This is a genomic window from Natrinema versiforme, assembly GCF_005576615.1.
Lineage (GTDB): Archaea > Halobacteriota > Halobacteria > Halobacteriales > Natrialbaceae > Natrinema > Natrinema versiforme_A.
Genome location: NZ_CP040330.1, coordinates 590,638 through 612,313, shown reverse-complemented (window position 1 = coordinate 612,313; position 21,676 = coordinate 590,638). Strand labels below are relative to the sequence as shown.

Below are 21,676 nucleotides of genomic sequence, written 5' to 3'. Positions count from 1 at the left end.
GAGAGTCGTCATGGACGTTCAGTTGCTGGGCGGTGCCGGCGAGATCGGCCGGAGCGCGATCTATATCGACGAGACGCTCTTGCTCGATTTCGGGATGGATTCGGGGAACCCACCGGCGTTCCCGATCGGCGACATCGATCCCGAGGCCGTCGTCGTCAGTCACGGCCACCTCGATCACGTCGGCTCGGTCCCGGCGCTTCTGTCGGGCGACGCGCGGCCGTCGATCCACTGGACGCCGCCGACCTACGACCTCACGATGGTCCTCGCCCGCGACACGCTGAAACTCCACGGCGGCAGCTACGACTGCCCGTTCACCGAGGCGGAACTCGCCCGCGTCGCGGAGGTCTCGGAAACCCACGGCTACGAAGACACGTTCGAGGTCGCCGGCTACGAGGTCACCTTCTTCGACGCCGGCCACGTTCCCGGGAGCGCCCACGTCCTCGTCGATGACGGCGAGACGCGACTGCTCTACACCGGCGACTTTCACATCGAGGGACAGCGGCTGCTGGCCGGCACTACCGCGCGGCCCGACGCCGACGTCGTCCTCTGTGAGAGTACCTACTCCGACGTGACGCGTCGGCCGCGCGAGGAGATCGAACGCGAGTTCGCCGAGAGTCTCCGTACGACGATCTGGGAGGGCGGCACCGTCGTCGTCCCCGCGTTCGGCATCGGCCGCACGCAGGAGGTACTCTGTCTCTGCGAGGAATACGACCTCGAGTGCTACGTCGACGGGATGGGAAAACACGTCACAGAACTCTTCTTGCGCGATCAAAACCGCGAGTTCCTGCGCGATCCGGACCTACTGCGCCGAGCGAAGGGCAACGCCCGGTTCGTCGACGGCCGCGACGGCCAGCGCAAACGGATCGCGGAACAAAACACCGTCATCGTCACCACGAGCGGGATGCTCCACGGCGGCCCGGCCATGACCTACGTCCCCGCGATCCGCTCGCACCCGACGAACAAGATCGCCATGACGGGCTATCAGGTCGAGGGCACCCCCGGACGCGACTTGCTCGAGACCGGGAGCGCCGAAATCGACGGCCGGATGATGCCGGTCAGCGCGCAGGTCGAACAGTACGACTTCTCCGCGCACGCGGACCGCGAGGGGTTGCGTTCGTTCCTCGAGGCCTACGAAGACGCGCGGGTGCTCGTCAATCACGGCGACCGCTGCGAGGCGTTCGCCGCGGAACTGCGGGCGGACGGCTACGACGCGTCCGCACCCGAACTGGGCGAGCGGATCGAGTGCTGATCGAGCGGCCGAGGCGGGCGCGACGGCGACCGCCGGTCCGGCACGTTCAACGGATACGGTTTTGCCTCGCGTCGTGGTCGTCGCGTGCGTGACTGACACCGATTCAGACGCCGGCCCTGAGACGGAGACCGACCCGGCGGAACTCGAACTGAGCGACGCCGAACAGGCGGCGCTCCACGAACTCCAGTTGGGAATCGAGCACGTCCACCGGGCCTACGGCACCCTCCTCGAGTTCCACCACGAACTCGGCCACGCGATGGACCGGATGAGCGACGCCGAGGCCGAACTGCGCGAGGCCGGCCACGAGGAGTGGGCGAACGACCTCCGGGACGACCACCTCCCCGCGGGGGCGATCAGCGATCAGTGGACGTTCGAACTCGTCGAGGAGTTCTCCGAAGCGTTCCTCGAGGAGGTCGACGCCTTCGAGACGCGCGTCAGAGACGAACTGGCCGACGGCGTCGATCACGTGACCGAACGCCGCCAGAAACAGCAGTTACGGGACCGCGCCCGGAGCGAGGAGTAAGCGGCCGGGGCCGGCCTCGCAACCTCGAGTGGCGTCGAGGGCGGCTGGCGTCGCTCGTGAGCGGCGACGGGCTACAGTTGGTCGATGATCTCGTCGGCGAACGTCGACAGCGCCGCTTCTTTGTCGTCGTTTCTGATTCCGATAATCGCGTGATCGAGGCCGTAGTCCGCGAGCCGGGCGAAGTAGTCGCGGAACCACTCGATGCCGGCGTGGAAGCCGAGGTGGAGCGGTTCGGGCTCGGCCGTCGGGTCGTCGGCCAGTTCGACCTGTACCGCGATGGCAAACGGTTTCTCGCCCGCGGCCTCGCGCCAGTCGGTCAGATAGCTCTCGAGGGTCGACTCCGGGAGATGGTAGAACAGCCACCCGTCGCCGTGCTCAGCGATCCACTCGCGGGACTGGCGGGCGTGGCCGGTGGGCAACAGCGGGAGCGTCTCGGTCGTCGGCTTCGGGACCACCTCGAGGTCGCCCTCGAGGCTGCCCCACTGGCCCTCGCACTCCGGGAACTCCTCGCGCCAGACGGTTCGGAGCGCGTCGACGGACTCGCGGAACAGCCGGCCGCGCTCCTCGCGGTCGACGCCGAAGGCGGGGTACTCGGGGTCGCGGTCGCCGGAGGCGACGCCGAGGACGAGCCGGCCGTCAGAGAGCTGGTCGACCGTCGCCGCGGACTTCGCGACGTGGAGGGGATGGCGCAGCGTGAGGACGACGCTCGAGGTGCCGAGCGCGATCTCGTCGGTGCGGGCGGCGACGTGTGAGAGCCACGGCCACGTGTCGAAGGACTGGCCCGCGTCGCCGAACTTCGGCCAGTAGGTCGGGACGTCTCGGGCCCAGAGGCCGTCGAAGCCGACCGCCTCGGCGTGGTTCGCGAGCCCCAGTTCGTCCCCGACGGTCGGCGTCGAGCGGTTCGCCCCCGTGAGCGGGAAGCCGACGCCGAAGGTCAGCCCGTCGCTGTCGAACAGGCGTCGGTAGCCCGCGTTCTCGTGTCCACCGGCAGGCATTCGGTCGTGCTATCGGACCCAGCGGTATGACGATGGCGCTGTCCGACCACCGTTGCCGGTTTCGACTGCGCCGGCTGCCGATTCCGGTCGCGGCGACGGACGGCTGGACCGCGAGAGAGCGCGTTGCCACTCGCCGGCGGAACAAAAATGAAAATCGAGTGTGCGTACAGCCGAGTCGTCAGAGACCGATCAGTCGTCAGCGGGCGTCGCGCCGCTGCCGCCTTCGGCCTGCTCTTTCGTCCACGAGAGCTTGCCGCCGGCCGCGAGGATTGCGCGCTCGCGCTCGGAGGCATCAAGCGTCGCCGTGTACTCGTCGCCGTTGACGCGGACGGTGAACTCCTCCTGTCCGCTGGTGACGGCGTCGTAGACGTCGTCGACGATCTCGATCTCGTCGCCCTGGTCGATGTTCTCGTAGGTGTCCTCGTCGATCGTCAGCGGGACGATCCCGAAGTTGAAGAGGTTCGCGCGGTGGATGCGTGCGAAGCTCTGTGCGAGGACGCCCTCGATACCGAGGTACATCGGACAGAGAGCGGCGTGCTCTCGCGAGGAGCCCTGCCCGTAGTTCTCGCCGGCGACGAGGAAGCCGCCGTCGGCCTCAAGCGCGCGGTCGGCGAAGGTCTCGTCGACGCGGCTCAGGGTGAACTCGCTGAGTTTGGGGACGTTCGACCGGTACATCAGAATGTCCTGCGTCGCAGGGATGATGTGGTCGGTCGTGATGTTGTCCTCCATCTTCAGGAGCGCCTCACCGGAGATGTCCGATCCGAGCTGGTCTTTCAGCGGGACGTCGCCGATGTTCGGGCCCTTGATGAGCTCGTCGTCGACGGCTTCGTCGGGGCTGATGAGGTCCGTCTTGGAGCCGTCGTACTCGTCGGGGAGCTCGACGCCGGGGGCCTCGAGGTCGCCGAGTTCGTCGGCGAGGGTACGCGGGTCGACGATTTCGCCCTTGAGCGACGCAGCGGCCGCGACCTCCGGCGAGCAGAGGTAGACGTTGTCGTCTTCGATACCCGAGCGACCCTCGAAGTTGCGGTTGAAGGTTCGCAGGGAGACAGAGTCCGAGGAGGGGACGTGGCCGATGCCGATACAGGCACCGCACGTCGCCTCGGAGAAGTTGACGCCGGCGGCCATCATCTCCGCGACCCAGCCCTCGCGGGCGAGCATCTCGGAGGCCTGCTTGGAGCCGGGCGCGACGATCGTGTCGGTTTCCATCGAGGTCTCGCGACCCTCGAGCATCTTGGCGACGGGGAGGATGTCCTCGTAGCCGCCGTTCGTACAGGAGCCGACGATGACCTGCTCGACGGACTCGCCTTCGACTTCGCTGACGGGAACGACCTTGTCCGGCATCGAGGGCTGTGCGATCAGCGGCTCGAGGTCGGAGAGGTCGACGACGATCTCGTCGTCGTAGTCGGCGTCGTCGTCGGGCTGGAGCTCGGTGTATTCCTCGCCGCGGCCGACGCGCTGGAGGTAGTCCTCCGTCTGCTCGTCGGTCGGGAAGATCGACGTCGTTGCGCCGAGTTCCGTGCCCATGTTGGTGATGGTCATCCGCTCGGGTGCGGTCAGGGTTTCGACGCCCGGACCGGTGTACTCGAGGATCTTGCCGACGCCGCCCTTGACGGAAAGGCGACGGAGCAGCTCGAGGATGACGTCTTTCGCGGTGGCCCACTCGGGGAGCTCGCCCTCGAGTCGGACGTTGACGACTTCGGGCATCTCGATGTAGTAGGGGGCGCCGCCCATGGCGACGGTGACGTCGATCCCGCCGGCGCCGATGGCGAGTTCGCCGAGGCCGCCGGGCGTGGGCGTGTGGCTGTCCGAACCCAGCAGCGTCTTGCCGGGGGCCGCGAAGTTCTCGCGGTGGACGTTGTGGCAGATACCGTTACCGGGTCGAGAGAAGTGAGCGCCGTATTTGCCGGCCGCAGAACGCAGGAAACGGTGGTCGTCGGTATTCTTAAAGTCGAACTGATATGTCTGGTGGTCGCAGTACTGCGCCGCGATCTCGGTCTGGACCTCGTCCAGCCCCATCGCTTCGAACTGGAGCCAAACCATGGTCCCGGTCGTGTCCTGAGTAAGCACCTGGTCGATCTCGATCCCGATCTCCTCGCCGGTCTCGAGTTCGCCCTCGACGAGGTGGTCGTCGAGAATCTTTTCGGTGAGAGTCTGTCCCATAGCACCCTGAACTCGGCTTTCCGTCCTGATAAATCCAGCGTGTTTCTGTCAGGGACGACCGCTACAATCCCCGCAAAACGGGTCCGGTTCGAGTAAGTATTGCCGTGCAGGTGACCGTTCGTTCCGGCGATACGGCCTCCACTGCAACATGTTCGCATAATTCTGTGCGGTGGCGACCCGTGGCGTACGGGACGATACCATATCGTCGGGCCGTCGCGAACGGATACGCTTTTCCCGTCGCCGCGGCGTTAGGTGGACAGAGACCGTCATGTTCCGATCCGGTGCCTTCGTCGCCGACCACGTCTCGCCGACGACCGATTCGCAGGTCCAGCCAAATGGGGTGGATCTCACCGCCGACGTCGTCTTCGAGCAACTGGAACCGGGCCGTATCGGCCGGGACGGGAAACAGATCGGCGACCGGGTCGCCCGTCCGCTCGAGGAACTCGAGCAGAAAGAGCCCGCCACCTACTACCTGCCCGAGGGTGCCTACATCGTCCGGTACGGCGAACGAATCGAGATCCCCGAGGGCCACATCGGCTTTGTCTACCCCCGCTCGTCGCTCATGCGCAACTCCTGTATGCTCAACACCGCGGTCTGGGACGCGGGCTACGAGGGCCGCGGCGAGGGCCTGTTGCAGGTCCACCACGACATCGAACTCGAGCGCGGGGCCCGGATCGCGCAGTTGGTGTTCGCGGAAGCGAACCACGAGGACCTCTACGACGGCAGCTATCAGGGCGAGAACGTCGAGTGACCCCTCGCGGCTCGCGTGAGCCTCGTCGGTGCGGCGACGATCGACGCGGCGTCGTCACGAGCGTGCCGGTTCGCGTACCGTTTTCCCGTTCCCGACCCTCCGCTCGAGTGAGACACCGATGATGGCGACGACCCACGTGTTTACCGGGCTCGCGGTCGTCGCGCCGGTGGCGTACGTCGTCCCCGAGTTCGCGGTCGCGCTCGCGGTCGGCGCGATCCTCGGCGGGCTCGCCCCCGATTTCGACCTCGTCTTCACGCATCGGCGGACGCTGCACTTTCCAGTCGCCGGACTCGCGGTCGCCGTTCCTGCGGTCGTCATCGCCACCATCGTCCCCGCAGCGCTCACCGTCGGCGTCGCCGCGTTCGCCGTCACCGCGTGGCTCCACGCCGCGAGCGATTCCCTCGGCGGCGGCCCGGAAATGGACCCGTGGAACGAGCGCACGGAGCGCGCGGTCTACGACCACGTCCGCGGGCGGTGGCTCCGCCCCCGGCGGTTGATCCGCTACGACGGCGCGCCCGAGGACGCCGCTCTCGGTATCGCGCTCGCGATCCCGGCGCTGCTCGTCTTCGACGGGTGGCTCACCGCCGCGATCGTCGGCGGGGTGGTCGTCTCGCTGGTCTACGCGCTCCTCCGGCGACGACTGGTCGCGTGGACGCCCGACTGGCTCGAGTGACAGACCGGGTTTCGACGTTCGTCTCGAGCGGACTCTCAGTCGGTCGGAAGTCGGAACCCTGATACGGCCGCTCTCCGAGCGACCCCGTATGGTCGACGTGCTCGCCGCCAGAACGATCCATCTGGTCTTTGCCGCACTCTGGGCCGGTAGCGTCTGTTTCGTCGCCGCCGTCGTCATCCCGCTCGCACGCGACGGCGCGTTCAACACGACCCGGCCGCTCGAGGTCATCTCGGGGAAACTGACGACGGTTTCGCGGGTGAGCTCGCTCCTTCTCTTTCTCACCGGCGGCCATCTGGCCGGCCGAACATACACGACTGAGACGCTGTTCGGCTCCACTAACGGCCGACTGGTGATCGCGATGGTCGCGCTCTGGTTGGTCCTGACCGCGCTCGTCGAAATCGGGACGAAACGGTTCGAGGCCGGCCTCACCGGGAAGAAGATCCGCGAACCCGCTCGCGATGCGCTGCCGGTGTTCCGTGCCGCAGCGGTGGCCGCACTCGGGCTGTTGGTCGTCGCGGGCCTGCTCTCGGCCAACGTCGGCCGCCTGCTTTAGTCGGTTGGTTTTTCGGCGACGAACCCCTTAGTAACGAACATTCTTGCGAAAGATACTTAGTCAGTTACTGTAAGATACTCGCTAATGATTAGGGGTAAAGACATGGCCCTGTCGCTCCTCGCGGTGGGGACGGCTGCCGTGGCCGGCTACGTCCTGCATTCGGAGCAGTCAGCGGCCCGCACATCACGATCGAAGGCAAACCTCGGCGCACGCGTCATCGAGTCGGAAGACATCCCGGACGACGCCATCGTCGTCGACGCGTCCGCACAACGACTCGGCGAGATTCCCGGCGCGCGCAGAGCGCTCGACCGGGCGATCCGTCACGGCGCACACGAGGAGTGGGAACATATCACGCTCGAACGCGACGGCGCGTGGTCCGTCGTCGACAGTATCCGCCAGACGCTGCCCTATTACGACGCCGACGGCGACGAGTACAACGGCGTCTACGTCCGGTACAACGACCGGATCGTCGTGCTCGACGCGATCGGCTGGGCTCACCTCGAGGAACCGATTCCGTAGGTGCAGTCGTCGATTTTCGTCTGCCTCGTATCGGCGTGCCACAACAGTAATCACCGACGACTACTTTCGTCGGATAGACAGTGACCGGAACCGAACAGCACGTCGTCTTCGTCGGAGACGGGGCGACGCCGCCACGCGATCTCGAGAGAGCCGCGTTCGATGTCGCCGCGCCGGCGGATCGAGCGGCGGCCATCGCCCGTCTCGAAACGGCCGCCGTCGACTGCGTGGTCATCGACGCGACCGACGCCGACCGCGTCGGGACCGTCGCTGCGGTACGCGAGCGAGCGCCGGCGGTACCGATCATCTACGTGACGGCAGTGCCTGACGGGACCGCCGCGGCGGCCGCGACGCGTGCGGGGGCGACGGAGTATTTCGTCCGCGGGACCGACGAGACGCTCGTCGATCGTATCGCGGCCGTCTCGGCCGGCCACGGATCCGCGACCGACACCACCGAGCGCCACGAGCGAGAGGCCGAACTGCTCGAGGCGACGCGGGCGCTGTTCTCCTGTGAGTCGCGCGCGGCCGTCGCGGACATCGTCGTCGACGCCGCCGAGCGCGTCCTCGGGTTCGACATGGTCACCGTTCGCCTCCACGATCCGGAAACGGAGGAGTTGGCCCTGACGGCCGCCTCCGACGCCCTCAACCAGCTGTTCGACGAGCGAGAACGAGTCGAGATTCGCGACAGCGATATGGGCGAGGCGTTCCGCCGCCGTGAGCCGATCATCTTCGCGGACGTCCGGACCGGCCGGGCAGACGAGTACGAACGGCTCCCCGAGATGATGTGCGTCCCGATCGGCGACCACGGACTCCTCAACGTCGGGTCACCGGTCAGCGATACGTTCGACGACCGCCACGTCCGGCTCGCACGACTGCTGACGGCCAGCGCGGCCGCCGCGCTCGAGCGAACCGATCGCGGCGAGGAGCTTCGCCGGCACGAACGGGTCCTCGAGACTGTCGAGGGGATGGTGTACGCGGTCAACGGAGACGCCCGGCTGACGCTGGTGACCGACCCCCTCGCCGAGCGGCTGGGATACGACCGCGAGGAACTCATCGGCGAACCCGTCCCTCTCATCTTCGAGGACGACTCGTACGATCGCGCGGTCGAACACGTCGAAGAGTTGCTCGAGGAGCCCCAGAAAGAGAGCGGCGCCTTCGAGGCCACCTACGCGACCGCCGACGGCGAGCAGTTTCCGGTCGAGATCGAGTGCTCGCTGTTACCCCGCGATGCGGACGAGATCGAGAACGAAACGTTCCGCGGCGCGGTCAGCGTCGTCAGGGACATCACCCGGCGCAAGGAGCGCGAGCAGTACCTGCAGGTGCTCAACCGCGTCCTCCGGCACAACCTCCGGAACGATCTCACCGTCGTCATCGGCTACGCCGAACTCCTCCGCGAGCGACTCGAGGACGGCGATCTCACGGACGCCGCCGGCACGCTCCGGGAGACCGCGACCGATCTCGCCCGCACCAGCGAGAAGACCCGGGCCATCCAAGACGCGCTCGACCGGGACGACGACCTGCGGCCGGTCGACGTCGGCGCAGTCGCGGCGGACGCCGTCGCTGCCGTCGAGGACGAAGCCGCGACCGTCTCCGTCTCGACGACTGGCGACTGTCGGGCCTGGGCCGACGCGGGACTGGGACTCGTCGTCGACAACCTCCTCGAGAACGCGGTTCGACACGCGGGACCGGCACCGACCGTCGAAATTTCGGCCGATCGCGAGCGCGATCGGGTCCGGCTCTCGATCGCCGACGACGGTCCCGGGATCCCGCCCGCCGAGATCGACGTTATCACCGGCGAGAGCGACATCACGCAGCTCACCCACAGCAGCGGGCTCGGCCTCTGGCTCGTCCGCTGGATGGTCGATAGCTACGGCGGCTCCATCTCGTTTTCGGCGTCCGAACTGGGCGGCAGCCGCGTCGAAATCGTCCTCGAGGCCGCCCCGTCGGAGGTGGCCGACGCGGTGGACGCGACGTGACTCGACCGGCCGACAGACATCACACAGCTGACCGGCCCGCCGATCTCCCATAGCGGTCGCGTTCGCCGCGGAACCGCAACCACTACCACAGCGGCCGGCCGACGCCTATCCATGCAACTGGGCCTGATCGGACTCGGACGGATGGGACAGATCGTCGTCGAGCGGACCCTCGCGGCGGGCCACGACGTCGTCGCCTTCGACTTGGACGAGGAAGCCGTCGCGACGGCGGCCGACGCCGGCGCTGACCCCGCCGCCTCGATCGACGACCTCGTCGACCGGCTGGGATCGGACAAGCGCATCTGGCTGATGGTCCCCGCCGGCGAGGCGGTCGATGTCACGCTCGAGGAACTCGCGGACCACCTCGACGGCGACGATATCGTCGTCGACGGCGGGAACTCCTACTTCGAGGACTCCGTGCGCCGCGCCGAGTCCTGTCCCGCGGCGTACCTCGATTGTGGCACCTCCGGCGGCCCCGCCGGTGCCGAGCTGGGCTTTTCCCTGATGGTCGGCGGCCCCCAGTGGGCCTACGACGAACTCGAGCCGGTCTTCGACGCCGTCGCGACCGGTCCCGACGGCCACGAGCGGATGGGGGCCGCCGGTTCGGGCCACTACGTCAAGATGATCCACAACGGCGTCGAGTACGCCCTGATGCAGACCTACGGCGAGGGGTTCGAACTCCTCCACGAGGGCCGGTACGACCTCGACCTCGAGAGCGTGGCCTCGGTCTGGAACAACGGCGCCGTGATCCGGTCGTGGCTGCTCGAACTCTGCGAGGAGGCGTTCCGCGAGGAGGGCAACGACTTGGGCACCGTCGCCGACCGCATCGAAGGTGGATCGACGGGGACGTGGACCGTCCAGGAGGCGCTCGAGCAGGAGGTGCCGCTGCCGCTGATCTACACCGCGCTCTCCGAACGGTTCGGCTCACGGGCCGACGACGGCCGGTTCTCGCGGCGGCTCGCGAACCGGCTCCGGTACGGGTTCGGTCGCCACGAGGTCCCGCGCCGCGAGTAGCGACTCGACCGTATCCGATATCGGAAGCGCGATATCGGAACACGTATATCTGACTTCGGAATACTCGGTGGCAGTCAGGTTCACTCGACCGCCTATTCCGGCGTATTGAATCGTTCTTTTCTCCGGGAACAGTGGCGTGAAATATTGGGACACCTTCTTTACTCCCGGTCCCACACCAGCAGTTATGAATTCGCTCGAGTCGACATCCGTTTCCGTCACAGCAACTGACCAACTCAGCATGGCCGTTATCGATCTCGTCGCGCAGGTTGAGGACGCCGATCCCATCGAGTTGAACCCGCTGTACGATGCGATCGATCCCGATCTCCTCGATTCGCTTCCGGATTCGACCGGATTCACCTCGCTCGAGTTTTCCTATCAGGGCTATACCGTCGCAGTCGCGGACACCGACGACGGCGTCGACGTGAGCCTCGAGGGAGCGGAGATTTCCGCCGACGTATCGCGCAGCGATCTCATGGACACCGAGTCGTCGACGTAAGGGGTTACAGGCGACGTGAGATTTACCGCCGGCATCGTGTTTCAGTAGGGAGAACGAGGAGGCGGTTCGGCTTCCTCGGCGACGGACTTTCTCGAGACTGCCTCGGCGACCGTTTTTCTCGGGACTCTCCTCCGCGACTATTTTCTCGAGAGGACGTTGCGGACACGTCGCTCGGTTCGGATGCGATCGACCGCGTCTCGGATCGCTATCGACAGACACACACCACTGTTGCAAGTGAAGCAGCGTGACGGGGCGTGGGACAGACGGGACTCCGCGAACGCCCGTTCCGTCGCGACTTTTATTTCGACCCAGAGCGTTGAAAAGAGACGGTTGAGGACTCGCGCTGTCGCGAGTTCGCTCTCGATGGAGCGAAATGTCACCGCTTTAGATGAAATAGTGGACTGTTCTCTAGACGACTCGTACTAGACTAGTCTTCACGTGAAAGAGTGGTGTGTCTGAGTTCACTTGCATCAGATGAAAGAGTGGCTTTAAATAGTACATCTCTCTTGATACGGGCATGCCTCGGTTCGAGCGGAAGCAGAACATCTTCCGGAACAAGGACGCACTGGGGGAGTCGTACCAACCCGAACGGATCGAAGAACGGGACGAAGAAATCGAGGCCTACATGGACGCGCTCCAGCCCATCATCGACGGCTGGGAGCCGAACAACGTCTTTCTCTACGGAAACACTGGCGTCGGCAAGACCGCCGTCACCGACTATCTCCTCGACGTGCTCCAGGAAGACGTCACCGAGTACGACGACGTCGACCTCTCGGTGCTGGGCGTCAACTGCAAGACGCTCAACTCGTCGTATCAGGTCGCGGTCGAACTGGTCAACACGCTCCGCCCCGCCGGCGCCGAGATCAGCACGACCGGCTACCCCCAACAGACCGTCTTCAAGAAACTCTACAGCGAACTCGAGGCACTGGGCGGAACCGTCGTCATCGTCCTCGACGAAATCGATTCGATCGGCGACCGCGACGAGTTGCTGTACGAACTGCCGCGAGCACGGTCGAACGGCTACCTCGAGTCGACGAAGGTCGGTCTCATCGGCATCAGCAACGATTTCAAATTCCGTGAGCAACTCGATCCCCGCGTCCAGGATACGCTCTGCGAGCGCGAACTGCAGTTTCCGCCCTACGAGGCCTCGGAACTGACCAACATCCTCGAGTCTCGAGCCGAGGTCGCGATCACCGAGAACGGCTGTGACGGCGGGGTTTTGAACCTCTGTGCGGCCCTCGCCGCCCGCGACAGCGGCAGCGCCCGACAGGCGCTCGATTTGCTCCGGCTAGCAGGTGAAGTCGCGGAGAACAACGACGACGACGTGATTCAGGAACACCACGTCGAGCAAGCACGATCCAAACTCGAGCAAGAGCGAGTCGAGGAGGGGATGCGGGAGCTGACGACCCACGGCCGACTCGCCCTGCTGGCGGTCGTCTCGAAGGCCGCCAAGGAGTCGACGCCCTGCCGGACCCGCGAACTCTATCAGGAGTACGAAGCGCTCTGTGAGTCGTCGGGGACCGACTCCCTCGCCCAGCGGTCGGTCCACAACCACCTCTCCGATCTCCGGATGCTCGGCATCCTCTCGGCGAAGGAAAACCGGAGCGGCTCCCGCGGCAACTACTACAGCTACGAACTCGACGTGCCCTTCTCGAGCGCCGTGGACGCGATGGCCGACGTGCTCTACCTCGACGAGGAAATCGAGACGATCCGGGAGATCGCGCGGATGAATGGCGTCGTCTGAGTCCGCCCCACACCACCGTTACAAGTGAACGGCGGATAACACGATACCGTCCTCGGTGACGGCGTCGTGACGACCGTCACTGTTCACTTGTATCAGTGGGGTCATAGTGCGGCGAATTCTAGCCGTACACCGCCATCACACCTTGTTCTCCCCGAGAGATCTCGGCCAACCCGCTGTCAGGGATCGATCGCAGCGGCAGTGTTGACTGTTCACATGAAAGAGTGGTGTCTGTGGTCCCGTTGGGAACCGGGACTCGAGGGTCGGGCAGCCTTCACATGCAACCGTGGTGTGTCCCGGTCCGGTTCACTTGTAAGGCCGGTGTGTCTCCGAGCGACGCGACGATTTCCGCGGGCCTCGCCGCCGAGCCGCTCCCGCCGCTCGTTTTATACTCGTGTCCTCACAACGACAGCAGTACTGACTGTCACGATGGGAGGGGATACACGCACTATCGCGGTTCGATTTTTCGGCGGCGCGGGGAACTACACGGCCGTCCTCGAGCGGCTCTGCAACTATATCGTTACCGAAAGTCCGACCGAAGCGGCGGTCCTCGAGTGGAGTCGATCGCGGTGAGGCAATCGCGGACGGACTCGTTTTGTGTACCGCCATCGGCACGGACTCGAGCGTTCGAAATCGATGCCACTGATCGGTCGCGGCCTTCCAGGTCCCGCGAATTGTGGTCGGACATGGCTTCCGTAGCACTGTACGGGAGCTGGCGCAGTCCGGTGCCCATACACTGGACTGCATTTTGCCACGGATCGATCGAATAGACCCGTATATCGTTCCCGTGACAAACAGTATTGTTTTCGAACGAATTAAAGCTAACGACAGTACTGTTTGTTTATCAAACCATATTGTTTCTAGCAACTGTCCAATGAAAATAGTCAAACGGGGAGAGAACGTCGTGGTGGCAGATGCGCCCGAGGTTAGCCGACTGGATGACGCCGGTCGATAGAGATATCCTCGAGTTGCTCCACAATGACGGGGGGTTGCGCGAACTCGTTTTGTCCCCTCGAATCATCGCAGAGAATATCGATTGGAGTCGTCAAACGGTTCGGGAACACGTGATGACACTTCGTGAGCACGGACTCGTCGAATACTACGATAAAACCGGCGGGATCTACCAACTCTCTGATCGCGGCCGTTCGTATCTCGAGGGCGAACTCGACGCCGACGATCTCGAAGCAACCAACGAGTGACAGCCACACTGATCCCCACCTGCTTGCTCTCAGTCCCACTCGAAAACGCGATAGCTGGTGTATCAAACATCGCTGGGTGGGACTTTCATGATGTTGTCGACTCCGTCTAACCACCACTATACCTCCCAACAACTCTCTGAAAGCCCCTTTCAGTCCCACCTAGCGGTGGGTCGCGACACGTGCTTTCGCACGATGACATCTCGAGCGTTCCGAACCGAATCAAACGGGCTCTCGAAGCGCCCAAACGTCCTCGAGGGGCTCGAGCCGACTCGGCTCTGCCCCGCGGTCGGTGAGAATCCCGGTGTGAAACAGCATCGCCTTCAACTGGAACACGGTCGGCGAGTGGTAGACCGAACCGTCCTCGAGCGCCGCCGGGCGGAGGTCGCCGTCTTCGGTCAGGACGCGACTGCGGACGCCGTCGGTGCCGCGGACGAACAGTTCGACGGTAAAGGTCGGGTGGAGTTCGTGCAGGTACTCGACGAGGTCGACCAGCGACGGCTCCGTGATCCCGTCCTCGTGCATACACTGGAGTTCCCGGACGAGCAACTCCGTCGCCCGGTAGTCGAAGACGACCCGACGGGCTAACTGCCCCCACGCCGGCGCGAGATCGACGAATCGCTTGCTCGACCGGTACCAGTTCTCGAACTCCTCGAGGGCCGCCTCGACGCTCCCGTAGCGCGCCGTCGCGAACCGGACGACCTCCTCGCCCAGCGAGGTCAGGTCGACGCCCTCGACCCCGACACCGTCCTCGATCAATCCGAGGAACGCAGCGCCCTGCCGAGCGCTCTCGACAGCGCTCACCACCTTGTACGCCGACAACAGCGCCTCGGTATCGCCGGCCGCGTAGTGAGCCAGCGGATAGCCGAGGTAGTTCTTGGGGTGGTTCAGACCGAACGACTTGTCCGCGACGCCCTGTGCGCTGGCCTGAAATCGGATCGCCGTCGCCTCGGTCGTCGTTCGATTGCCGACGACGCGGGGCACCTCGAGCGGATCCACGGTCCCCGCGGAATCGACGCCGAGCACCCCGACGTTCAACTCCCGGGCGAGCGTGCGGTCGGTCTCGGAGATCGACGCGGCCGGTGCGGCCAGATACGCCGCGTTCGCCTCGTGAAGCCGGTCGTAGGCCTGGACGATCCCGCGTTGGGTATCGACGCCGCCGCTGGTCTCGCCTTTCGCCTCGACGGCGATCAGCGGCGGGTCGTCCCCGAGTCGCTCGACGGCGAGGAGGTCGGACTCGAGGGTTCGAACGCCGACGAGGTCGGGGTAGCCGCCGCCGATCCGAACGTGATTGAACGGGGCCAGCCGGTCCCGAACGGCCGCCTCGACCGGCTGACCGGGGAGCCACTCCGCCTGCGCGAACTGGGTGTCGGCTACCGCGTAGGCGGTCGGCTCGTCCTCGTCGGGAAAGAGCCGCCGCTTCGCGTGGGCCAGCACCCGCGGTTCCGAGAGCGGCCGGGCCGCGCTACTCATGGCTCAGCATTGGCCACCGGTCTCAATAATGTTCTGGCGAGAGGCCGGCAAACCGGCTCACTCCTCGCCGACGGTGAACGCCCCCGACTCGAGTTCGGTCAGAATGCCGGCGACGACGGCTCCCGACCCGAGCAGCGCGAGTGCGACGCCAACTAACCACGGCGCCGAGCCGAACTCGACGAGCGCCACGAGCCAGCACGCGCCGATGAGGACGACCCCGCCGGCGACGATCGACTGCACGAACCGCTCCATGGGAACCGCTTCGCTGCCCCGGCCCAAGTATCCCGGCGCTCGAGTCGCCCGTCGGAACTCGCTCGACATCCCGCGGCGTTCCGCGCGGCGCGCCACGGACCTCGAGCCGAGCCAAGCGTTTGTGTCTCGAGCCCCTTGCTTCGGATATGACCGAGGCGACACTCGTCTACGACGACGACTGCGGTTTCTGTACGTGGTGGGCGGAGTACTTCGACGAGCGGACGGACCTACGCATCGTCGGCTTCAGCGACCTCACGGACGACCTGCGCGAGCGACTGCCCGAGGACTACGAGGACTGCTCGCATCTGGTCGCCGAAGACGGCGTCTACTCCTGTGGGGCCTCGATCGAGGAGGCGTTCGTCCGTACCGACGTCGCCGAGCCTGCACAAGACGTCGTCGAGTTCCTCGGGCAGTTCGAGGACTACGAGCACTTCCGCGAGCGCTCCTACCGGTGGGTCGCGGACAACCGCGACCGGTGGGGGACATACCTCTCGAGGACACCACCGGCGCGCCAGGATTCCGACGACACCTAACCGTCCCGTTCCGATGCCGAGTCATCGCAGCCGCGGCTCGCGAACGTGCAACTCCTCGAGCGAGACCGGGTGGACGTACGTCCCGACGCGCTCGCGGGACCACCAGCGGCCGCTTTCGGCCCGCTCCTCTGGCGTCGTGTACCGATAGTGGTACCGAGCCGCGCGGACGTGGGTCGGCGGTTCCCCGTCGAAGGGGTCCTCGGCGAGCAGGGCGAGCGTGTCCGCGTCGGCCTCGAGGAGCTTCGCCAGAAACCGGTGGAACCACGGATGGCGGCGCGGAGTCGGCGACATGGCGGCGAACCACAGCTGCCAGTCGAGCCGGAGGTGGTAGGGCGCGACCTGCGGCGGCCGGCGCTCGGGATCGGTCGGCTTCCCCTTGAATCGATACGGCTGCCACTCCGTCGCCGCCGTGATCTCCTTGTCGGTGGTTCCCTCGACGACGACCTCGTACCGGTCCCGCGTGACCGACCCGAACGCGCCGTAGGTGTTGACGAGGTTGAGCGGATCGAACGAGGTGTTCATCAACTGGCGCTCGGAGAGGATGTTTTGGACCGGCCGGACGCTCAAGACGACCACGACGGCGGCCAACAGGATCGCGAGCACCTCGAGATACAGCGGCGTTGGGGCGGTCGCCGGCGCGGAAATCGGGAGTACGGTTGCGAGCGTCCCGTCGCTGAACGTCGGAATCGCCAGCACGATCGTGAGCGCGTTCAGCCACGCGAAGTTCCCGGTGACCATGAGCCAGCCCTGAAAGCCAATCGTGGCCGCGCCGGCCAGCGCCGACAGCGGCTGCGGGGCGAAGTACAGGAAAGGGATCAGCAACTCGAGGACGTGGTTCCCGAAGGTCTCCACGCGATGGAAGCGGTCCGGCAGGTGATGGGCGAACCAGCTCACCGGATTCGGAATCGGTTGGGTCTCGTAGTGGTAGTCCATGCAGGTCAGGTCCCGCCAACAGTCGTCCCCGCGGAGCTTGATGAGCCCGGCTCCGAACATGTTGCGAAAGAGTACCCACTGAACGAGCAGGATGACGATGAACGGCGGCGCGACCGATCCCGCGCCCAAGAAGATCGCGAGGAAGCCGGTTTCACAGAGCATCGACTCCCAGCCGTAGCCGTAGAACGTCTGGCCTGCGTTCACGAAGGAGAGATACAGCGCCCACAGCGCCGCCCAGAGGGCCATCGAGGCGGGCGTCGCGTACCCCGTCGGCAGCCAGTAGGGGACCCCCACCAGCGCGAGCGCCGACAGTCCGACGCCGGTCCACGCCGCGATCCCGATCGCGCGATCGCTCGAGACGAAATAGAAGAGGCTCGGCCGGTCGCGAAACGAGACGCCGTCGACGTACCGCTCGAGGGGTAACAGGCCGTCCTCGCCGGCCAGCGGCCGGAACTGCTTGGCTGCGACGAGGAAGGCGAGCAGGTACAACAACGCGAGGCCGCGCTGGAAGACGACGCGGACGAGCCAGTAGCCGTCGCCCTGCCACATACCCGGCCGTAACTCCGCGGACGGGCAAAGGAGTGACGCGTGCGGGTGCGCTCTCAGTGTCAGAAATCACCGTCCCGATACCGCAACACGCCGCCGGCGACCGCCACGACGAGTCCTCCCGAGGCGAGCAACCCCAGTCCCGGCGCGTACGACCCGGTGAGATCGTACAGCGTCCCGACCAGCACCGGGCCGAGGAAACCGCCGATCTCGCCGACGGCGAAGATGAAGCCGACCGCGGTACCGGTCAGCCGCGCGCCGATCCCCTCGAGTTCCGGCGGGATGGCCCTGATCAGCGGCGAAAGCCCGCCGAAACCGAAGCCGGTGACGACGACGCTCCCGAGCAGGAGCAGGCCGAGTTCGCTCGCGATCACGCCGGAAATCCCGAGGCCGGCGATCAGCCCGCAGACCAGCAACGCGGTGCGGCGAGCGCCGAACCGGTCGCCCACTGCGGGGACGGTCAGCACACCGACGACGTTGGCGGCGACGAGCAGACTGGTCATCCGTCCCGCCCGATCCGGCGCGTAGCCTCGGGCCTCGAGCAGCGTCGGGAGCCACCCCTGCATCCCGTGGGCGATCATGAGGTACATGGTCCCGACGACGACCACGAGTTGCAGTTCGCGGTGGGTGAGGACGGCTTTCAGGTCCCGGCGGATCGCCGCGAGCGTGAGCGAGGAGTCGGCCGCGTCGGCGTCGTTGGCCGCGCGGTTGCGGGCGTCGATCCCCAGTCGCCGCGAGACGACGGCCCACAGCAGACCGTAGCCGATCGCGACGACACCGGTCCAGAAGAAGAGCCCGCGCCAGCCGCCCAGCAGCGGCCCCAAGATCGGCCGGCCGAGCGCGAATGCACTCGCGGTCCCCGCCGCCGAGCCGACGAGATAGATCGCGGACGGAAAGCCGGTTTCCGCGGGCGGGAACAGCACCGAGACGAGCTTCGGCAGCCCGAACGTGATCGCCGTCGCGCCGACGCCGAGCAGCAGGGTCGCCGCGAGCAGCGACGGGAACCCGGTCGCGAAACTTCGCACGAGTTGTGCGACGCCGTATATCAGGACGCCCGCCGCGAGGCTCCGTCCCGGCCCGATCCGGTCGACGGCCACGCCGGTAAACAGCGCGATCGGGATGTAGGTCAGCGGAACCGCCCCCGCGACCACGCCGGCCTGCGTGCTCGAGAGCCCGAGTTCGTCGATGATCACCGGGAGGTACGCCGGCAGCGAGAACCAACTGAACATCAGGAAGGTGTAGGTCAGCGTCCCGACGACGACGGCTCCGTACGCGCGACGGCGTCCCATCCGTTCGGTCATCCGATCGTGGATGGGTGACGCCGGCCCGTGTAGTTTGGCGTAGCGGTACGACTCCCCGGAGTCGGCGGAGAACAACAAGCGCGTTCCGCCGGCGCGTCGTCCGTCACCACGTGTGCTCGACGACCTCGAGAACCGGAACTCGCCGGCGGAAGGCCTCGAGAAAAAGGAGAAGTCAGTCGCCGACGAGCGGTCGCTCGGCGTTCCCGACGATGAGCAGGGTGCCGGCGACAACGGCGACGGTCGTGATCAGCGGGTTCACGACGCCGAGGACGGCGGCGGGAATCGCGATCGCGTTGTAGACGAAGGCGAGCCCGAGGTTTTGCCTGAGTCGGTCGCGTGCGGCCCCCGCCAGCGCGAACGCCTCCTCGACCGCGGCCAGATCGTCGTCGACGATCGCGACGTCGGCCGCGTCGGCGGCGAGTGCCGTGCCACTGCCCAGCGAGATACCCAGATCGGCCGCGGCGAGCGCGGGCGCGTCGTTCGTCCCGTCGCCGACCATCGCCACGCGGTCGTCGGCTCGCATCCGCTCGATCGCCGCCGTCTTGCCGTCGGGCGAGACCCCGGCGAAGACGTGATCGACGCCCGGATGGCGATCGAAGACCTCGGCCGCCGTCCCGTCGTCTCCGGTCAGAACGACGACGTCGACCCCGTCCTCGTCGAGCGCCGTGAGCGTCTCGTCCCACGCCTCGCGAGGCTCGTCGCCGACAATCACGACGCCCTCGGCGGTCCCGTCCCGGCCGACGACGACCGGGAGGTGACCGGCCTCGCGTGCGCGGTCGACCCGCTCCGCGAGGTCGTTCTCGAGGTCCCACGCTCGCTCCCGGAACAGATCCGGATGGCCGACGAGCACGGAGCTGCCGTCGACGGTTCCCTCGACCCCGGTCGCGTGGGTCCGGAAGTCTCGGACCTCGAGACCATCGGTAGCGGTCGACCCGCCGTCCGCTCGAGTCGGCTCGCCATCGTGATCGCCGTCGACCGAGCCCTCGTCGCCGCCGAACGCGCCCGCGATGGCCGCCGCGGCGGGGTGGGCCGCGCGGCGCTCGAGGGCCGCGGCGGCCGCGAGCAGGTCGTCGGGCGCGTCGGCCTCGCGGACGGTCATCTCGCCGGTCGTGAGCGTGCCGGTCTTGTCGAAGACGACGGTGTCGACCGCTCGCAGCCGCTCGAAGACCGTCTCGTCGAAGACGACGATGCCGCGTTCCAGCGCCTGCTGTAAGCTCGCGGCGACGGAGTACGGCGTCGCGAACCCGAGCGCCCACGGGCTCGCGACCATGAGCGTCATGCAGACGGCCAACGCGGTGGCAACCCCGTTCGCACCGGTGAGCAGCGCGCCCGCGCCGACGACGACCGCGGCGGCGAGGACGACGGGCACGAGGACCGCGGCGAGTTCGTCGGCCCGGCGCGTGACGCCGTGGTCCGCGCTCTGGACGTTCCAGACGACTCGCGTGAGCCGTTCGATGCTGCTGGTCGTCCGCTCGCCGATGTCGACCACCGCCGCGTCGGTCGTGACGACCGAGCCGCCGACCACGTCGTCCCCCGCGCGTTTCGTGACCGGCAGCGACTCCCCCGTCACCACGGCCTCGTCGACCGCACACTTGCCCTCGGCCAGCCGGCCGTCGACGGGGATGCGTTCGCCCTCGCGGACGAGCACGCGGTCGTCGGACTCGAGGTCGGCGACGGGGAGCTCCGTCGTCGAGCCGTCGTCGGCGTACAGCCGGGCCGTGTCGACCTGCGAGACGGTGAGGTCGGTCAGCCGGTCCGTCGCGCGGCGCTTGACCGTCGCCTCGTAGTAGGTCGCGCCCATCACGATGGCGGCGACGGCGATCGTCAGATCGAAGTAGAGGTCGTTGCGCCCGAGCCCGGAGACGAGGATGCTGAACGCGTACGCGCCAAGTATCGTGAGGACCGCGAGCAGGTCCGTGGTCGGCCGCCGCAGCTTCAGGCTGACGTACGCGCCCCGCAGGACTGGGCCGCCGGTCAGGTAGACGATCGCACCCGTCATCACGAGGAAGAAGGGCAGGTACAGCGGGCCGGTAAAGCCGGTGAACGCCCCCTCGAAGTGTTCGATCGCCCCCCAGTCGGTAAACGAGGTCAGAAACATCGGGTAGAGGACGGCCACGAAGGGCAACAGGAGGAAGGAGCCGAAGACGACGCCGACGACGTACCGCATCTCGAGCATGTCGTCCGATCGGCGCTTTCGCAGCCCGGACATCTCGCGCGAGCGCTGCGTGCCGCCCGTTTCCTCGTCGGCGGTCGCCTCGTCCCGCAGGTACGCCGTGTACCCGAGCGTGCTCAGCGCATCCTCGAGCGCGTCCGTCGTGATTTCGTCCGGATCGTGATCGACGCGAACCGTCTCCGTGACGTAACTCGCCTCGGCCGCAGTCACGCCGTCTCGGCCCTCGGCCACGGCCTCGAGGAACGCCTCGCAGGTCGCCGAGTGCATGCCGTCGACCCGGAAGAACGTGCGGACGGTCCCGTCCTCGGCGGGGCCGTCGGGCCGATCGGTCGGGTCGCCCTCGGACCGATCGGCACCCGCGCTCTCGGTCGGGGCGGCGCTAGCGCCGTCGCTCTGCTCGTCGCCCTCACCGTCGCCATCGCCCCCGCTATCGCTCGTCCCGAATTCGGCGGCCACGTCGCGGCAGCCGGGCGAACAGAACTCGTCTGCTCCCGTCTCACCCGCGGCGGTCTCCGAGAGCGGCGTCCCGCACAGCCGACAGCCGCCGCGTCGGTCGCTCGGGCGTCGATTACTCACGCGTGGTACTGCGTGTTCGACGGCAATAACAGTGGCCGAATCCGGCCGC

At 66.7% G+C, this 21,676-nt stretch carries 20 protein-coding genes; 13 read left to right on the top strand and 7 right to left on the bottom strand.

What is annotated here, in order from left to right; genetic code table 11:
• Positions 1-10: 10 nt before the first annotated feature.
• Together FEJ81_RS02940 and FEJ81_RS02935 are read left to right on the top strand one after the other, a co-directional pair.
• Positions 11-1,249, top strand: coding sequence for an MBL fold metallo-hydrolase (locus FEJ81_RS02940; protein WP_138243866.1), 1,239 nt, complete (start codon positions 11-13; stop codon positions 1,247-1,249).
• A gap of 88 nt (positions 1,250-1,337) precedes the next feature.
• Positions 1,338-1,772, top strand: a complete 435-nt coding sequence (locus FEJ81_RS02935; RefSeq protein ID WP_138243865.1) for a hypothetical protein — start codon at positions 1,338-1,340, stop codon at positions 1,770-1,772.
• Positions 1,773-1,843: 71 nt separating this feature from the next.
• Here FEJ81_RS02935 and FEJ81_RS02930 read toward each other — a convergent pair whose 3' ends face one another.
• The gene (locus FEJ81_RS02930; RefSeq protein WP_138243864.1) at positions 1,844-2,767 is read right to left on the bottom strand and encodes an LLM class oxidoreductase; all 924 of its coding nucleotides are present in this window, start codon (positions 2,765-2,767) and stop codon (positions 1,844-1,846) included.
• A 189-nt stretch (positions 2,768-2,956) separates the two neighbouring features.
• On the bottom strand, positions 2,957-4,927 hold the full coding sequence (locus tag FEJ81_RS02925) for an aconitate hydratase (protein ID WP_138243863.1): 1,971 nt from the start codon (positions 4,925-4,927) through the stop codon (positions 2,957-2,959).
• Between the two features lie 268 nt (positions 4,928-5,195).
• Between FEJ81_RS02925 and FEJ81_RS02920 the strand changes: the two genes are divergently transcribed.
• From FEJ81_RS02920 to FEJ81_RS02875, 10 genes are all read left to right on the top strand, one after another.
• Positions 5,196-5,678: a deoxyuridine 5'-triphosphate nucleotidohydrolase gene (locus FEJ81_RS02920; RefSeq protein ID WP_138243862.1), complete on the top strand. Its 483-nt coding sequence runs from the start codon at positions 5,196-5,198 to the stop codon at positions 5,676-5,678.
• 118 nt (positions 5,679-5,796) lie between these two features.
• Positions 5,797-6,351 (top strand): metal-dependent hydrolase, encoded by a 555-nt coding sequence (locus tag FEJ81_RS02915; RefSeq protein ID WP_138243861.1) that lies wholly within the window; start codon positions 5,797-5,799, stop codon positions 6,349-6,351.
• A gap of 88 nt (positions 6,352-6,439) precedes the next feature.
• Complete coding sequence (locus FEJ81_RS02910; RefSeq protein ID WP_138243860.1) at positions 6,440-6,904, top strand: copper resistance protein CopD; 465 nt, start codon at positions 6,440-6,442, stop codon at positions 6,902-6,904.
• 84 nt (positions 6,905-6,988) lie between these two features.
• Positions 6,989-7,423, top strand: coding sequence for a hypothetical protein (locus tag FEJ81_RS02905; RefSeq protein ID WP_138243859.1), 435 nt, complete (start codon positions 6,989-6,991; stop codon positions 7,421-7,423).
• A gap of 80 nt (positions 7,424-7,503) precedes the next feature.
• Positions 7,504-9,396: a sensor histidine kinase gene (locus FEJ81_RS02900; RefSeq protein WP_138243858.1), complete on the top strand. Its 1,893-nt coding sequence runs from the start codon at positions 7,504-7,506 to the stop codon at positions 9,394-9,396.
• A gap of 111 nt (positions 9,397-9,507) precedes the next feature.
• The gene (gene gnd, locus FEJ81_RS02895) at positions 9,508-10,407 is read left to right on the top strand and encodes a phosphogluconate dehydrogenase (NAD(+)-dependent, decarboxylating) (protein WP_138243857.1); all 900 of its coding nucleotides are present in this window, start codon (positions 9,508-9,510) and stop codon (positions 10,405-10,407) included.
• A gap of 184 nt (positions 10,408-10,591) precedes the next feature.
• Positions 10,592-10,903 (top strand): HalOD1 output domain-containing protein, encoded by a 312-nt coding sequence (locus FEJ81_RS02890; RefSeq protein ID WP_138243856.1) that lies wholly within the window; start codon positions 10,592-10,594, stop codon positions 10,901-10,903.
• Positions 10,904-11,420: 517 nt separating this feature from the next.
• Positions 11,421-12,647 carry an orc1/cdc6 family replication initiation protein gene (locus FEJ81_RS02885; protein WP_138243855.1) on the top strand — a complete coding sequence of 409 codons (1,227 nt, stop codon included), beginning with the start codon at positions 11,421-11,423 and terminating at the stop codon, positions 12,645-12,647.
• 426 nt (positions 12,648-13,073) lie between these two features.
• Positions 13,074-13,217, top strand: coding sequence for a hypothetical protein (locus FEJ81_RS23005; protein WP_175416322.1), 144 nt, complete (start codon positions 13,074-13,076; stop codon positions 13,215-13,217).
• 365 nt (positions 13,218-13,582) lie between these two features.
• Positions 13,583-13,843, top strand: a complete 261-nt coding sequence (locus tag FEJ81_RS02875; protein ID WP_138246703.1) for a winged helix-turn-helix domain-containing protein — start codon at positions 13,583-13,585, stop codon at positions 13,841-13,843.
• Positions 13,844-14,062: 219 nt separating this feature from the next.
• On the opposite strand, the gene FEJ81_RS02870 is transcribed toward FEJ81_RS02875, so the two are convergent.
• Positions 14,063-15,313, bottom strand: coding sequence for a hypothetical protein (locus tag FEJ81_RS02870; RefSeq protein WP_138243853.1), 1,251 nt, complete (start codon positions 15,311-15,313; stop codon positions 14,063-14,065).
• A 57-nt stretch (positions 15,314-15,370) separates the two neighbouring features.
• Positions 15,371-15,565: a hypothetical protein gene (locus FEJ81_RS02865; protein ID WP_138246702.1), complete on the bottom strand. Its 195-nt coding sequence runs from the start codon at positions 15,563-15,565 to the stop codon at positions 15,371-15,373.
• A 146-nt stretch (positions 15,566-15,711) separates the two neighbouring features.
• On the opposite strand from FEJ81_RS02865, the gene FEJ81_RS02860 reads away from it, so the two are divergent.
• On the top strand, positions 15,712-16,098 hold the full coding sequence (locus FEJ81_RS02860; protein WP_138243852.1) for a DCC1-like thiol-disulfide oxidoreductase family protein: 387 nt from the start codon (positions 15,712-15,714) through the stop codon (positions 16,096-16,098).
• Between the two features lie 21 nt (positions 16,099-16,119).
• Here the strand turns inward: FEJ81_RS02860 and FEJ81_RS02855 are convergent, their stop codons facing one another.
• The 3 genes from FEJ81_RS02855 to FEJ81_RS02845 form a co-directional block, all read right to left on the bottom strand.
• Positions 16,120-17,580, bottom strand: a complete 1,461-nt coding sequence (locus FEJ81_RS02855) for a lipase maturation factor family protein (RefSeq protein ID WP_138243851.1) — start codon at positions 17,578-17,580, stop codon at positions 16,120-16,122.
• A 59-nt stretch (positions 17,581-17,639) separates the two neighbouring features.
• Positions 17,640-18,878, bottom strand: a complete 1,239-nt coding sequence (locus FEJ81_RS02850; protein WP_138246701.1) for an MFS transporter — start codon at positions 18,876-18,878, stop codon at positions 17,640-17,642.
• Between the two features lie 172 nt (positions 18,879-19,050).
• Positions 19,051-21,627, bottom strand: a complete 2,577-nt coding sequence (locus FEJ81_RS02845) for a heavy metal translocating P-type ATPase (RefSeq protein ID WP_138243850.1) — start codon at positions 21,625-21,627, stop codon at positions 19,051-19,053.
• Positions 21,628-21,676: the final 49 nt, after the last annotated feature.